At 71.1% G+C, this 13667-nt stretch carries 16 protein-coding genes; 7 read left to right on the top strand and 9 right to left on the bottom strand.

Annotated elements, in window-relative coordinates; genetic code table 11:
* Positions 1 to 13 precede the first annotated feature (13 nt).
* The gene (locus CRP56_RS03440) at positions 14 to 331 is read left to right on the top strand and encodes a hypothetical protein (RefSeq protein WP_097260045.1); all 318 of its coding nucleotides are present in this window, start codon (positions 14 to 16) and stop codon (positions 329 to 331) included.
* A 48-nt stretch (positions 332 to 379) separates the two neighbouring features.
* Here CRP56_RS03440 and CRP56_RS03445 read toward each other — a convergent pair whose 3' ends face one another.
* Genes CRP56_RS03445 through CRP56_RS03460 form a run of 4 tightly spaced genes read right to left on the bottom strand, consistent with a single transcriptional unit; the run spans position 380 to position 4701 of the window.
* Positions 380 to 1369: a serine/threonine-protein kinase gene (locus tag CRP56_RS03445; protein ID WP_097260047.1), complete on the bottom strand. Its 990-nt coding sequence runs from the start codon at positions 1367 to 1369 to the stop codon at positions 380 to 382.
* On the bottom strand, positions 1359 to 1904 hold the full coding sequence (locus CRP56_RS03450; protein ID WP_097260049.1) for a hypothetical protein: 546 nt from the start codon (positions 1902 to 1904) through the stop codon (positions 1359 to 1361). The genes CRP56_RS03445 and CRP56_RS03450 overlap by 11 nt, the downstream gene beginning before the upstream one ends.
* Complete coding sequence (locus tag CRP56_RS03455; protein WP_097260052.1) at positions 1904 to 4240, bottom strand: ABC transporter ATP-binding protein/permease; 2337 nt, start codon at positions 4238 to 4240, stop codon at positions 1904 to 1906. Before CRP56_RS03455 ends, CRP56_RS03450 begins: the two co-directional genes overlap by 1 nt.
* Before the next feature lie 50 nt (positions 4241 to 4290).
* Complete coding sequence (locus CRP56_RS03460) at positions 4291 to 4701, bottom strand: hypothetical protein (protein WP_097260054.1); 411 nt, start codon at positions 4699 to 4701, stop codon at positions 4291 to 4293.
* A gap of 345 nt (positions 4702 to 5046) precedes the next feature.
* Between CRP56_RS03460 and CRP56_RS03465 the strand changes: the two genes are divergently transcribed.
* Together CRP56_RS03465 and CRP56_RS03470 are read left to right on the top strand one after the other, a co-directional pair.
* Positions 5047 to 5430: a nuclear transport factor 2 family protein gene (locus CRP56_RS03465; RefSeq protein ID WP_097260056.1), complete on the top strand. Its 384-nt coding sequence runs from the start codon at positions 5047 to 5049 to the stop codon at positions 5428 to 5430.
* Positions 5431 to 5493: 63 nt separating this feature from the next.
* Positions 5494 to 5775: a DUF1905 domain-containing protein gene (locus tag CRP56_RS03470; RefSeq protein ID WP_097260058.1), complete on the top strand. Its 282-nt coding sequence runs from the start codon at positions 5494 to 5496 to the stop codon at positions 5773 to 5775.
* A 6-nt stretch (positions 5776 to 5781) separates the two neighbouring features.
* Here CRP56_RS03470 and mgrA read toward each other — a convergent pair whose 3' ends face one another.
* Complete coding sequence (mgrA, locus tag CRP56_RS03475) at positions 5782 to 6777, bottom strand: L-glyceraldehyde 3-phosphate reductase (RefSeq protein ID WP_097260060.1); 996 nt, start codon at positions 6775 to 6777, stop codon at positions 5782 to 5784.
* 153 nt (positions 6778 to 6930) lie between these two features.
* Between mgrA and CRP56_RS03480 the strand changes: the two genes are divergently transcribed.
* The 3 genes from CRP56_RS03480 to CRP56_RS03490 all read left to right on the top strand — a co-directional run bounded on the left by CRP56_RS03480 (position 6931) and on the right by CRP56_RS03490 (position 9942).
* A complete protein-coding gene (locus CRP56_RS03480; protein ID WP_097260062.1) occupies positions 6931 to 7848 on the top strand; it encodes a LysR family transcriptional regulator in 918 nt (305 codons plus the stop codon).
* A gap of 68 nt (positions 7849 to 7916) precedes the next feature.
* A complete protein-coding gene (locus tag CRP56_RS03485; protein ID WP_097260065.1) occupies positions 7917 to 9404 on the top strand; it encodes a carotenoid oxygenase family protein in 1488 nt (495 codons plus the stop codon).
* A 28-nt stretch (positions 9405 to 9432) separates the two neighbouring features.
* Positions 9433 to 9942 carry a mycothiol transferase gene (locus CRP56_RS03490; RefSeq protein WP_143664890.1) on the top strand — a complete coding sequence of 170 codons (510 nt, stop codon included), beginning with the start codon at positions 9433 to 9435 and terminating at the stop codon, positions 9940 to 9942.
* Here CRP56_RS03490 and CRP56_RS03495 read toward each other — a convergent pair.
* Both CRP56_RS03495 and CRP56_RS03500 read right to left on the bottom strand, forming a co-directional pair.
* Positions 9930 to 10994: an adenosine deaminase gene (locus tag CRP56_RS03495; RefSeq protein WP_097260069.1), complete on the bottom strand. Its 1065-nt coding sequence runs from the start codon at positions 10992 to 10994 to the stop codon at positions 9930 to 9932. The two genes, CRP56_RS03490 and CRP56_RS03495, sit on opposite strands and share 13 nt — an antisense overlap.
* Positions 10995 to 11051: 57 nt before the next feature.
* Complete coding sequence (locus CRP56_RS03500) at positions 11052 to 11444, bottom strand: VOC family protein (protein WP_097260071.1); 393 nt, start codon at positions 11442 to 11444, stop codon at positions 11052 to 11054.
* A gap of 130 nt (positions 11445 to 11574) precedes the next feature.
* Here CRP56_RS03500 and CRP56_RS03505 point away from each other — a divergent pair, with 130 nt between their 5' ends.
* Positions 11575 to 12033, top strand: a complete 459-nt coding sequence (locus CRP56_RS03505) for a pyridoxamine 5'-phosphate oxidase family protein (RefSeq protein ID WP_097260073.1) — start codon at positions 11575 to 11577, stop codon at positions 12031 to 12033.
* Positions 12034 to 12122: 89 nt separating this feature from the next.
* Here the strand turns inward: CRP56_RS03505 and CRP56_RS03510 are convergent, their stop codons facing one another.
* Positions 12123 to 12632, bottom strand: coding sequence for a hypothetical protein (locus CRP56_RS03510; RefSeq protein WP_097260076.1), 510 nt, complete (start codon positions 12630 to 12632; stop codon positions 12123 to 12125).
* Between the two features lie 129 nt (positions 12633 to 12761).
* Positions 12762 to 13655, bottom strand: coding sequence for an aldo/keto reductase (locus CRP56_RS03515; protein ID WP_179850940.1), 894 nt, complete (start codon positions 13653 to 13655; stop codon positions 12762 to 12764).
* Positions 13656 to 13667: the final 12 nt, after the last annotated feature.

Raw genomic sequence — 13667 nt, forward strand, 5'->3', positions numbered from 1 at the left:
GCAGGATCTCCCCATGCTTGACGAGAAGCTCGACGCCCTTGCGCAGATGATGGCAGAGCACATGGACAGGCCGTTCCCACCGGGGTTTCGCGGCCTGGACATCGAGGGCCGGGACATGGTGATGCTCGACTCGGACGCCTATGCCTACGCCGCCTCCGTCCACGACGACCTGTTCGACGAGCAGACGGCCCACGCGCAACTGACGCGGCTGACGTCGGCGTTCGAGAAGGTCCTTCCGACGATCGAGGACGAGTACGCGGCCCATTACTACACGCAACTGCACAACATGGTCGTGCTGTCCGCCGAGATCGAGAGCCGGCGCAGGAAGTAGCCCCCGCCAGGAGCGCAGCGAATCAGGTGAGCCCTGGCGGTCGGAGCTCTAGCCACCTCTGAAGACCGGTTGCGCCCACGGCGGTGGCTGTTTCGGGGCGGTCACCGCGGAGGTCGCGACGCGCACGGCGACCTGCGTCGGGGCGTGGCCGGCCGGGCGGTCGCCGGTCATGGCCGTGCGCAGGGCGGAGACGAAGGTGAGGCAGGTGCCGTAGCGGTCGTCGGGGCTCTTCGCGAGGGACTTGGCGAGGACGGTGTCGGCGTGCGGCGGGAGGTCCGGGCGGGACTCGGTCAGCGGGGGCGGTTCGTCGTACTGGTGGGCCCAGAGCAGGGCCATGTCGTCGTCGCGACGGAACGGCGGGCGGCCCGCGAGGGTCTCGTAGACGACGCAGGCGAAGCCGTAGACGTCGCAGCGGCCGTCGACGGGCTTGCCGGAGATCTGCTCGGGGGCCACGTAGTCGAGTGTGCCGACGAACTGGCCGACCGTGGTGAAGCCGGTCAGGGACAGGGACTTCTTCGTCAGACCGAAGTCGGTGAGGTAGGCGTGCTCGGGGTGGTCGCTGTCGGTGCCGCGGGCGATCAGGATGTTGCCGGGTTTCACGTCCCGGTGGACCAGCCCGTGGTCGTGGGCCTCGTCCAGCGCGGAGGCGATCTGGGCGGCGATCCGCAGCGCGGGCTCGGGCGCCAACGGGCCCCGGCGGTCCAGGAGATGGCGCAGGTCGCTGCCCTCGACGTAGCGCATGGCGATGTACAGCACGCCGTCCGTCTCGCCCGCCTCGAAGACGGGGACGATGTGCGGGTGGTCGATCGCGGCGGCGGCCCGTGACTCGTGGGTGAAGCGGCGGCGGAAGGTGTCGTTGCGGGCGAGTTCGGGGGCGAGGAGCTTGAGGGCGACCGTGCGGTCCAGGCGCAGGTCGTGGGCGCGGTAGACGACGGCCATGCCACCGCGGCCGATCTCGCGCTCGATGCGGTAGCCGGCGATCTGCCGGCCGATCAGCTCGGAGGGCCGGCCGGAGAAGAGGCTGGTGTCACGGGCCATCGGGCGTCACGACCTGGGTGGCGGCGTGCCCGGGGTCCCCGGCGGCGGCGACGGGCCCTTCCTCGGCGGCGTAGGTGCTCAGCCGGGTACCGTCGGCGTAGACCCAGCGGCCGTGCTGGGCGTCGTACAGCCAGACCGACTCGCCGTCGACGACGACGCCGATCCGCAGGCCCCGGGTGCGGCTCTGGAAGGCCTCGCTGTCCAGGCCGCCGCCGGCCAGTTCCTCGACCGCGGACCGGTAGCGCGTGAGCGTCTCCTCGGCGCGGGCGAGCAGCGGGCGCGGGTCGGCGGTGCGGGCGAGCGGGGCGTCCGCGACGGGCGGGTCCTTGGGTACGGCGACCAGGAAGCGGCCGTCGACCCAGGCCGACCAGCCGTTGGCGCACAGGACGTGTCCCCAGTCGCCGCGCCGCTCCAGGAGCTGGACCGGCAGCAGCGGGTCGAGGGGCACGGTGGGCCGGGCGGGGTCGGGTTCCTCCCAGGCGGGCATGCCGTGCTGGGGGACGACGTGGGTGGGCCGGAAGCCGGGGGTGGTCATCACGACTTCCGCAGGACGGCCGGTTCGTGGCGGCGCAGCAGGCGGGAGACGACGAATCCGAAGAGCGCGGACAGGACGACGAGCATCCCGACGTTGAGCAGCCACACCTTCGCCGAGTGCCGGAACAGCGGATCGGCGGTCAGTTCGCCGGGCACGATGCGGGCGAGGCCCACCGTGCCGGCCATCGCGCCCAGAGCCCAGCGCGAGGGCACCAGCCAGGACAGCTGCTCCAGGCCCGGCACGCCGTCGAGCTTCAGCAGGGCTCCGCAGAAGACGACTTGGACGATGGCGAGCAGCACCAGCAGCGGCATCGTCACCTCCTCCTTGCGGACCAGCGCGGAGATCAGCAGGCCGAGCATCATCGCGGTGAACGCCAGCAGGGCGACGGCGACGGTGATTTCGACAAGGGGCGACATCAACACGCCTTCGCCGCCGGGCGCGTTGAGGTCGACGCCGAGCAGGGCGACCAGGGTCAGGACCACGGCCTGCAGGACGGTGATGGTGCCCAGGACGACGATCTTCGACATCAGGTACGCCGATCTGGACAGGCCCACGGCTCGCTCGCGCTGGTAGATGGTGCGTTCCTTGACGAGTTCGCGCACCGCGTTGGCGGCCCCGGTCAGCACGCCGCCGACGCACAGGATCAGCAGCGCGTTCATCGCCGTCTCCTGGGTCAGCTTGCTGCCGGCCAGGGCGCGGGCCATGGCACCCATCACGAACGGCAGCGCGATCATGATGGCGAGGAAGGTGCGGTCGGCGCTGAGGGCGGTGGCGTAGCGGCGGACCAGGGTGCCGAGCTGGGCGCCGCGGCTGCGGGGCCTGGGCGGCGGGGTGATCACGACGGGCCCGGAGCGCGGCACCCGGGGCTGGCCGGAGGCCTCGGTGACGTACTGCCGCTGGAAGGGCGAGGTACGGAACTCTCCCGCCCAGTCCCGGTCCTGGTCCCGCTCGAAGGCCTCGAAGGCCTCGGGCCACTGCTCGTAGCCGAAGTAGGCGAGGGTGTCCTCGGGCGGCCCGTAGTAGGCGATCCGGCCGCCGGGCGCGAGGACGAGGAGCCGGTCGCAGACGTCTAGGCTGAGGACGCTGTGGGTGACGACGATGACGGTCCGGCCGTCGTCCGCGAGGCCGCGCAGCATGTGCATCACCGAGCGGTCCATGCCGGGGTCGAGGCCCGAGGTCGGCTCGTCGAGAAAGAGCAGCGAGGGCTTGGTGAGCAGTTCCAGGGCGACGCTGACGCGCTTGCGCTGGCCGCCGGAGAGGCTGTGCACGGGCTGGTCGGCGCGCTGGCGCAGGCCGAGTTCGTCGATGACCTCCTCGACCCGTGCCTGCCGCTCGGCCTTGGCGGTGTCCTGCGGGAAGCGCAGTTCGGCGGCGTAGGTGAGGGCGGCGCGGACGGTGAGCTGGGCGTGCAGGATGTCGTCCTGCGGGACCAGGCCGATGCGCTGGCGCAGCTCAGCGTAGTCGCGGTAGAGGTCGCGGCCGTCGTACAGGACCGTGCCGTGGTCGGCGGGGCGCTGGCCGGTGAGGGCGCCGAGGAGGGTGGACTTGCCGGCGCCGCTCGGGCCGACCACCGCGAGCAGGCACTTCTCCCCCACCGGGAACGACACGTGGTCGAGGAGCGTCTTGCGGCCGCGGTCGACGGCGACGGTCAGGTCCTGGACGTCGAGGGAGACCTCGCCGGTGTCGACGTACTCCTGCAACTGGTCGCCGACCAGGCAGAACGCCGAGTGGCCGATGCCGACGACGTCACCGGGCCCGAGCTGGGCGCGGGTGACGGCGCTGCCGTTGAGGTAGGTGCCGTTGTGGCTGCCGAGGTCGACGATCTCGTAGCTGCCGTCGGCCAGGGCGCGCAGTTCGGCGTGCCGGCGGGAGACGACCAGGTCGTCGATGACCAGGTCGTTGTCGTCGGCGCGGCCGATGCGGACCGTGCGGGTGGGCAGCGGGCGGACGGTGGTGGGCTGCCGGAAGGTGCCGGTGAGGCCGGGCATCGACACGGCCGCGACCGCCGAGGGGCGCTCGGGGGCGACGAGGACCGCCCGCGGCCCGTCGGAGGGGCTGCCGAAGCGGATCACGCAGCCGGGGCCGACGTCCCGCTGCTGGATGCGCAGGCCGTCGGCGTAGGTGCCGTTGGTGCTCTGCTCGTCCGCCAGCGTCCAGTGGTCGGCCTCGGGCCGCAGCACCGCGTGGTGCCACGAGACCCGGGCGTCCTCGATGACGATGTCGCTCAGGGGGTCGCGTCCGACGTGGTAGTCGTGGCCCGGGCTCATCACGGTGGAGCCCGCCTCGGTCTCCAGGACGAGTTCGGGCGCAGTCGGCGCGCTCGGCCGCTCTGCCATGCCGAGATTCTATCGATTCGTCCCGGTGTGCGCCTTTTCTGCGAGGCGCCTCAGCCGACGGAGACGACCAGGGCCGGGATCGTCCGCTGCATCCGCAGGGCGTCGACCGACTCGGCGAGCAGCTCGTACTCGGTGGTGTCGTCGCTGGTGGCGATGCGGATCAGCCGTCCGGCCGCCAACTCCTCGGCGACCAGCTCCTGTTGGGCGGCGTCCGCGCACCAGGCGCGGAGCACGGCGGGCACGTCGGGCACGGAGGGGCCGACCGGGACGAGCGCGCTCGGCGGGACACGGCTGATCTCGGGCTGCGGGTCGAGGCGCTCGGCGATCCATGACGCCCGGTCCCGTAACCACCACAGGGCCAGGGCGAGGGTGGGGGCCCGGTAGCTGCCCAGCGGTACGCCGATGCGCTGCCCTCCGCAGGTTCCGTACGCGGTGACATGGCACAGGAATTCGTCGTGCACGTTCACTCCCCCGGTGCGTAGTGCGCCTGTCGGCTGGCCTCGCTTTCGATGCGGCTCCGGACTTGCGGTCACCGCGGCTCATGTGCGGTGTGTGATGGCACCCTCGCTGGATGTGAATGCCCTTTCAGTTGAGTATGTTCACTACTGAAACACTGTCACCACGACTTTTTGGCCACTCTCTTGGCATATTCACCGGGGGACGTGGCCGAAACCTGGCCGCCCGTCGATTACCCGAGGAGTAATCGACGGGCCGCGGCACGGCGGGCAGGGTTGCGGTACCGGGTCACCGCGAGCGGGACTCGGGCCCTGACCAGCAGAGACGACCTCAACGGAGGCTGATGCCGCATGTCCGCGAACACCGAACGTCACGACAGTGCCGTCGCACGTTACTTCGAGGCCTGGAACGCCGTCGATCAGGAGACCCTGACGAAGGCGGTGGCGGCCGCCTGGGCCACGGACGGCAGCTACACCGACCCGCTGGCCGACGTCCGCGGCCACGAGCAGATCGCCGCGGTGATCTCGGGGGCACACGAGCAGTTCCCGGGGTTCGTCTTCCGGCAGACCGGGGTCGTGGACGGCCACCATGACACCGCGCGCTTCTCCTGGGAGCTGGTGAACGAGGCCGACGGTTCCGCGCCGGTGGCCGGATCCGACGTGATCACGCTGGACGAGCAGGGCCGCATCCGGTCGGTGCTGGGGTTCCTGGACCGGGTGCCGGCCGGGGCGTGATGAGTTTCGGCGCTCGTGGTGGTCTCTTGAAGAAGAGGCCACCACGAGCGAGAGGCGGACGTCATGACCGCGAAGATCGACCAGCAGTTCACCGCGGAGCTGGTCAAGAGCCCGAACGAGGGTGGCTGGACCTATCTGGTCTGGCCTGAGTCCGTCGCGTTCTTCGGCACCCGCGGCCTGGTCAAGGTCAGCGGGACGATCGACGGGCATCCGTTCCGCAGTTCCTTCATGGCCCTGGGCGACGGACGGCACAAGCTGCCGGTGAAGGCCGAGGTGCGCAGGGCCATCGGGAAGGAGGCGGGCGACACCGTGACCGTCCGCCTCCAGGAGCGCCTCACTTCGTGAACGGCCCTACTTCTTGATCACCGCGTCGATGCGGGCCAGTTCCTCCGCGTCGAAGTCCAGGTTGGCGATCGTGCCGACGCTGTCCTCGATCTGCTGCGGGCTGCTCGCGCCGACGAGGGCGGAGGTGACCCGGCCGCCGCGCAGCACCCAGGCCAGCGCCAGCTGCGCCAGGGTCTGGCCGCGGGACTTGGCGATGTCGTTCAGCTCGCGCAGCTGGGCGACCAGGTCCTCGGTGAGGGCGTCGGAGCTCAGGAACGGGCTGTCGCTCGCCGCCCGCGAGTCCTCGGGGATGCCGTCGAGGTAGCGGCCGGTGAGCACGCCCTGCTCCAGCGGGGAGAACACGATCGAACCGACCTGGAGCTCGTCCAGGGCGTCCAGCAGACCCTCGTCCTCGGGGCGCCGGTCGAGCATCGAGTAGCGCGGCTGGTGGATGAGGAGCGGGGTGCCCAGCTCGCCCAGGATGCGGGCGGCCTCGCGGGTCTGCTCCGCGGAGTAGTTGGAGATGCCGACGTACAGCGCCTTGCCCTGCTGCACAGCGGAGTGCAGGGCGCCCATCGTCTCCTCCAGCGGAGTCTCCGGGTCGGGGCGGTGCGAGTAGAAGATGTCGACGTAGTCCAGGCCCATCCGCGTGAGGCTCTGGTCCAGCGAGGACAGCAGGTACTTGCGCGAGCCCCACTCGCCGTACGGGCCGGGCCACATCAGATAGCCCGCCTTGGTGGAGATGATCAGCTCGTCGCGGTACGCCGCGAGGTCGGACTTCAGGGCCTCGCCGAAGGCGGACTCGGCGGCGCCGGGCGGCGGGCCGTAGTTGTTGGCCAGGTCGAAGTGGGTGACGCCGAGGTCGAAGGCGCGGCGCAGGATGGCACGCTGGGTCTCGACGGTGCGGTCCGCCGGGCCGAAGTTGTGCCACAGGCCGAGCGAGATCGCGGGAAGCTTCAGGCCGCTGCGTCCGGTGCGCCGGTAGGGCATCTCCGCGTAGCGGTCGGGGTGTGCGGTGTACAACGCGACTCCAGAGGGGTTGGCACGGTTTCCCGAGAGGCTCTCAGAGCAGATGCCCGAGAGCCGGTATCCACTCTTTCGTGACCTGGGTGCATTGGTCCAACAGAAGAATCCGATGGAATTCAGCGGACGGGTTTCTGAGTAGGCTTCCACGTCATGGAACTCCGCCATCTCCAGCACTTCGTCGCGGTCGCCGAGGACCAGCACTTCACCCGGGCCGCCGAGCGGCTGCTGGTGTCCCAGTCCGGGCTGTCGGCCTCGATCCGGGCGCTGGAGCGGGAGCTGCAGACCCCGCTGTTCGTGCGCACGACCCGGCGGGTGACGCTCACCCCGGCCGGGCGGGCGCTGCTCGGTGAGGCGGAGCGCATCCTGGCGCAGGTCCGGTCGGCCCACGAGGCGGTGGCCGCGGTGCAGGGGGTGCTGCGGGGGATGCTCGCGCTCGGCTCCGAGCAGTGCATCGCCGGGGTGTACGTGGCGGGGCTGCTCGCCTCGTTCCGGCGCAGGCACCCGGACGTCGAGATCTGTCTGCGGCAGGCCGGTTCCGGCGCGCTCGCGGAGGAGGTCGCGGCCGGCCGCCTGGACCTGGCCTTCGCGGTGCGGACCGCGCAGGAGGACACCGACCAGCTGCGTGTCGTACCGCTGGCCGCCGAGCCGATGACCGTCCTGTGCCATCCCGACCACCGGCTCGCGCGGGCCGGGGCCGCCGTGACCCCGGAGGACCTGGGCGGCGAGGTGTTCGTCGACTTCCACCCGGACTGGGGCCCGCGCCGCACCACCGACGCCGCCTTCGCCGCCGCGGGCGTACGGCGGGCGGTCGCGTTGGAGGTGAACGACGTGCACAGCCTGCTGGACCTGGTGGACGAGAACCTCGGCGTGGCCGTCGTACCGCGCCACTTCCGGCACAAGCGCCCGTCGCTGACCGCGCTGCCGATGAAGGGCACCGGGGAGGCCGTGTACGAGACGGTCGCGCTGCTGCCGCCCGAACAGGCCACCAGCCCGGCGGCCCGGGCCCTGATGGCGCTGCTGGAAACAGGGGGTGTAGGTACACCCCAGGAGGGGGCCCACCCCTCCTGACCGGGCCCGTTTCCCACCGCAGACTCATGAGCGTCCACTCACGACAACTGCGGTCAGGAGCACGGGAGATGACGGACCACACACGACGGAACGTACTGCGCGGGGCGGCGGCCGTCGCGGCGGCGGGCGGGCTGCTCGGCACGGGCACCCGGGCGGCGGTCGCCGCTCCCCAGACGCCCACGACACACCGATTCCCCTTCCTGGAGGGCGCGTTCAAGCCGGTCACGGAGGAACTGACGGCCTTCGACCTGCCGGTGACCGGACGCATCCCGCGGGAGCTCAACGGCCGCTGTCTGCGCAACGGCCCCAACGTCCTGGGACTCGAGGACCCGCGCGCCCACCACTGGATGCTCGGCGACGGCATGGTGCACGGCGTCCGGCTGCGCGACGGCCGCGCCGAGTGGTACCGCAACCGCTGGGTGCGCTCCTCCCAGGTGGCGAAGAAGCTGGGCGAGCCCTATCCGGGCCCGGTGCCGCCGGACGACTTCCCCTGCAACACCCATGTGATCCCGTACCGGGGGCGCGTCCTGACGCTCCAGGAGAGCGGGCCGCTGCCGTACGAACTCGACGACGAGCTCAACACGGTCGGGACGTACGACTTCCGGGGCACCCTGAAGGGTCCGCTCACCGCGCACACCAAGTTCGACGTCCACGCCGGCGAACTGCACGCCATCGCCTACTACCCGACCTGGGACCACGTACGGCACCTGGTCATCGACCCGACGGGCCGGGTGTCACGCACCACCAAGATCCCCGTGACGGACGCGCCGATGATCCACGACTTCGCCCTCACCGAGCACCACGTGGTCATCCTCGACATGCCGGTCACCTTCGACCCGGCGGGCGCCGAGCGCGGCGACATCGTCCCGTACGTCTGGAACGACAAGCACCCGGCACGGGTGGGGGTGCTGCCGCGCAAGGGCGGCGCGGTGCGCTGGTTCGAGGTCGACCCGGTCTACTACTCGCACACCCTCAACGCCTACGAGGAGGGCTCGGAGATCGTCGTCGACATGACGAACTTCGACGCGCCGTTCTTCGTCGCCGGCAACGGCTCGGGCGGACCGTACGGGGCGAGCACACCCCGGCTCGACCGCTGGACGATCGACCTGCGGCACGGCCGGGTACGCACCCGCACCCTCGACGACCGGCCGCAGGAGTTCCCGCGCGTGAACGAGGCGTTGGTGTCCCGTCGGCACCGTTACGGCTACTCGGCGGCGTCCGCCGAGATGGCGCAGGCCTATATGGCGGTCGACGGCAACCCGCCCGACCGGGCGTTCAGCAACGCGCTCATCAAGCAGGACCTGCTGCGCGGCACGACCCAGGTGCACCGGCTGCCGCGCGGCGCGGCGGCGAGCGAGGCCGTGTTCGTGCCGCGCGAGCACAGCAAGGCCGAGGACGACGGGTACGCGATCGCGTACGTGCACAACCCTGATCGCGGGGCGTCCGACCTGGTGATCCTCGCCGCCCAGGACTTCACCGGCGAGCCGGTGGCCCGCATCCATCTGCCGGGGCGGGTGCCGCTCGGTTTCCACGGGAGCTGGATTCCGGACGCATGAGCGGCCCGGGTGCGCGATGGTGGGGGGCATGCATGCAAAGGACATCCTCATCGACGGTTTCAGCCGTATCCAGGAAGAAGTCCACGCCGCCGTCGAGGGCCTGACCCCCGACGACCTCAACCATCGTCCGACCCCTGACGCCAACTCCGTCACCTGGCTCGTCTGGCACCTCACCCGGGTCCAGGACGACCACGTGGCCGATGCCTTCGGGCTCGACCAGGTGTGGCTGACCCAGGACTGGGAGAAGCGCTTCGGCCTCGACCTGCCGCCCCGCGACCACGGGTACGGCCACACCTCCGCGCAGGTCGCGAAGGTGCGGGTCGACTCCGCCGAGCTGCTGACCGGCTACTACGACGCCGTGCACGCGCAGAGCCTGGAGGCGCTGCGCGGGGTGAGCGCGGCGGACCTGGAACGGATCGTGGACACGCGCTGGGATCCGCCGGTCACGCTCGGCGTACGGCTGGTCAGCGTCCTGTCCGACGATCTCCAGCACGTCGGACAGGCCGCCTACCTCCGGGGCCTGCGTCAGAGCGCGTAGCCCGGCAGGACGACGTCCTCGATGAGGGCCTTGCGCTCGTCGAACGGGATGAAGGCGCTCTTGAGGGCGTTGACCGTGACCGTGCGCAGGTCCTCGACCGTCCAGCCCGCCTCCTCGACCAGGAGGGACATCTCGCGGGTCATGGTCGTGCCCGACACCAGCCGGTTGTCGGTGTTGAGCGTGACGCGGAAACCGAGGTCCTTCAGGGCCGTGATCGGGTGTTCGGCGATCGACGTGGCGGCGCCGGTCTGGAGGTTGGAGGTCGGGCACATCTCCAGGGCGATCCGGCGGTCGCGCACCCAGCTCGCGAGGCGGCCGAGCTTGCCGTCGACGATGTCCTCGGTGAGGCGGACGCCGTGGCCGATGCGCTGGGCGCCGCACACCTGGACGGCCTGGTGGATGCTGGGCAGGCCGTGGGCCTCACCGGCGTGAATGGTGAACGGCACGCTCTCGCGGCGCAGGTGCTCGAAGGCGGCGAGGTGGTCGGCGGGCGGGAAGCCGTCCTCGGCGCCGGCGATGTCGAAACCGACGACGCCGGCGTCGCGGAACGCCACGGCCACGTCGGCCGCCTCGGCGACGCGGTCGAACATGCGCATGCCGCAGAGCAGGGTGCCGACACGGACCGGCGTCCCGGCGGCGGCCGCCTTGGCCATACCGGCGGCGAGACCCTCCTGAACGGTCTCCACGACCTCGCTCATGGCGAGCCCGCCCCGGGTGTTCAGCTCGGGGGCGTAACGCACCTCGCCGTACACCACGCCGTCCGCCGCCAGGTCGAGGACGTACTCCTCGGCGGTGCGCAGCAGGCCCTCACGGGTCTGCATCACGGCGAGGGTGTGCTCGAAGGTGGCGATGTAGCGGACCAGGTCGCCGGAGTTCGCGGCGTCGTAGTACCAGGCGGCGAGCTCGTCCGGGTCGGTGGTGGGCAGGGTGTGGCCCACCTCCGCCGCGAGCTCGATCACGGTGGCGGGGCGCAGGCCGCCGTCGAGGTGGTCGTGCAGGACGGCCTTGGGGAGGCGGCGGATCACATCGGCGTCTACGCGCGTAGCAGTCATGGCGGGGTCTTTCCTGGGGAGCGGGGGCAGTGCGGCGGGAGAAGGTGTCAGGCGGCGTCAGGCGGCGGGCTGGAGCAGGTCCCAGCGATTGCCGTACAGGTCCTGGAAGACGGCGACCGAGCCGTAGGGCTCGTGGCGGGGCTCTTCCAGGAAGGTCACGCCGGCGGCCAGCATCCGGGCGTGGTCGCGGGCGAAGTCGTCGGTGTGCAGGAAGAGTCCGACGCGCCCACCGGTCTGGTCGCCGACGCGGGCGCGCTGGGCGTCGCCCTTGGCGCGGGCCAGCAGCAGGCCGGTGCCGCCCGCGTCCGCGCCGGGCGCCACGACGACCCAGCGGGAGCCGTCGGGCCGCGGGACGTCCTCGACGAGCCGGAAGCCGAGGGCCTCGGTGTAGAAGCGGATCGCCTCGTCGTAGTCGTCGACGACGAGGGTGACCAGGGCGATGCGTCTCATCGGGGCCTTTCGGGGCGCGGGGTTAGCCGGAGAGGTTATACGTAAAACTCTCCGCGCGCCAGTCACCTTCCGCGGGTCTTAGGTCCGTGGCCCGATGCGACGGCGCCCGTCGGCCGGATAGCGTCCCGGAATGAAGATCGACAAGCAGCCCCGCGACCCCGCACAGCGCAAGCAGGACGCCCTCGCCCGGCTGGAGCGGGAGATGGACGTCTGGGTGGCCACGGCGGACGCCGCCGGGGTGCCCTGTCTGGTCCCCCTCTGGTTCCGCTGGGACGGCGAGGCCCTGTGGCTGGCGACGCGTCTGTCGACGCCGACCGGCCGCAATCTGCGGGACGCCGGGCGGGCACGGCTGGCGCTCGGGGACACCCAGGACGTCGTGATCGTCGACGGCGAGGTGGAGATGTTCGCGTCGGACACCGTGCCCTCGGCCGCCGCGGAGGGATTCCTCGCGAAGACCGGCTGGGACCCGCGCGCGGACAGTCTGCCGTACGTCTGGTTCCGGATGCTTCCGCACACGGTGCAGGCACGGGACGGCGAGCACGAGATGCGGGGCCGGTATCTGATGCGGGACGGCATCTGGCTCGTGTGAGGCATACGGCCTGTTCGGTAGCCGTGGCGGGCGGCGCGGCTACCGAACAGGCCGTTTCCTATGGGTGCCTATGGGCGCCTATGGGCGCCCTACCACCAGGAAGTGCAGGAGGCAGCGTCGGGGTTTTCCGACGGGCTCCACAGCAGGGCGCAGACCTGGAAGGCATGGCTAGCCGAGCTGCTGGTGGGGTAGGCCGGGGTGGTGATCCGGATACCGGCCGACTTCACCTCGAAGGCGCCGCACGTGATCGTCGAGATCTTGTTGTCGTTGGTGACGTACATCCAGACGGCGGCCCTGACGCCGGGCCCCCAGTTGCTGGGGCTTCCGGTGGTCAGCACGCCCCATCCCATTTGCCTGCCGCCGACGGTGCCGCTCTCCATCGCGTACGAGGCGACGGCGTGGGGATTGCTGAGCACCATCGCTCCGGCCCCTCCCACCCCGCGGCCGCTGAGGCTGTCGGGGATGTCGGTGAAACCGTTGGCCCCCGCGGTGCAGTCCTCCGGTGCCGCCTGAGCCGTACCGGAGGAACCGGCCAGGAGCCCTGCCCCGAGGACGAGGGCGGCCGTCGTCATGCCAGTGACGCGGCGGAGTGTGTTCATGTCTTCTCCCTGCTCGAACCGGCGACGGTCCCCACAGATCGGCTCTTCGCCGTCGCGCCCGTCTACCGCAACTGCCGTGCTGTGAGCAGGACGGTGTGGGCGGGCTTTCCGTATGAGCGGCTGGGCTGCTCAGTCTTGCGGTGCGTGCAGGGAGTTGAGGCGGGCCAGTTCGTTCTCGGTGAGGCGGATGGCGCCCGCCGCCACGTTCTCGGTCAGGTGGTCGGGGTTGCCGGTGCCGGGGATGGCGAGCAGGTGCGGGCCCTGGTGCAGGGTCCAGGCGATACGGATCTGGGCGGGGCTGGCGCCGTGCGCCTGGGCGATGGCCAGCACTTCGGCGTCGTGGTCCGCGGTGGCGCCGTGTTCGCCGGCGTTCCCGGCCACCGCGTAGAACGGGACGTAGGCGATGCCCTGTTCGCCGCAGATGCCGAGCAGTTCGTCGGGGTGGTCCAGGGCGTAGCGGTTCTGGACGCTGACCACAGGGGCGATGGCCTGGGCCTCGGCGAGATGGTGGGGTTTGACGGCGGAGAGGCCGAGGTGGCGGATCAAGCCGGCCTCGCGCAGGTCGGCCAGGGCGCCGAAGTGCTCGGCGATCGAGTCCTGCCGCATGCGCCGCAGGTAGACCAGGTCGAGGTGGTCGCGGCCCAACTGCCGTAGGTTCTCCTCGACATGGCCACGCAGGTCCTCGGGGCGGGTGAAGGTGCCCCACTCCCCCGTCCAGTCACGGAAGGGGCCGACCTTGGTGGCGATGACGAGATCGTCGGCATACGGCGCGAGCGCGGTGTTGATCAGTTCGTTGGCGGAGCGCAGGGCGGAGAAGTAGAAGGCGGCGGTGTCGATGTGGTTGACGCCGAGTTCGATCGCCCTGCGCAGCACGGTGATCGCCTGGCGCCGGTCGCTCGGTGTCCCGTGATGGAAGGCGGCGCTGCCCGTCACCCGCATCGCGCCGTAGCCGAGGCGGTTGACGGGCAGGTCGCCGAGTTTCCAGGTTCCCGCGGCGTCCGCGGTGATCGTTTCGGAGGTCATCAGCGGAGTGTC

This window comes from Streptomyces sp. TLI_55 (genome assembly GCF_900206255.1).
GTDB classification, from domain to species: Bacteria; Actinomycetota; Actinomycetes; order Streptomycetales; family Streptomycetaceae; genus Streptomyces; species Streptomyces aquilus.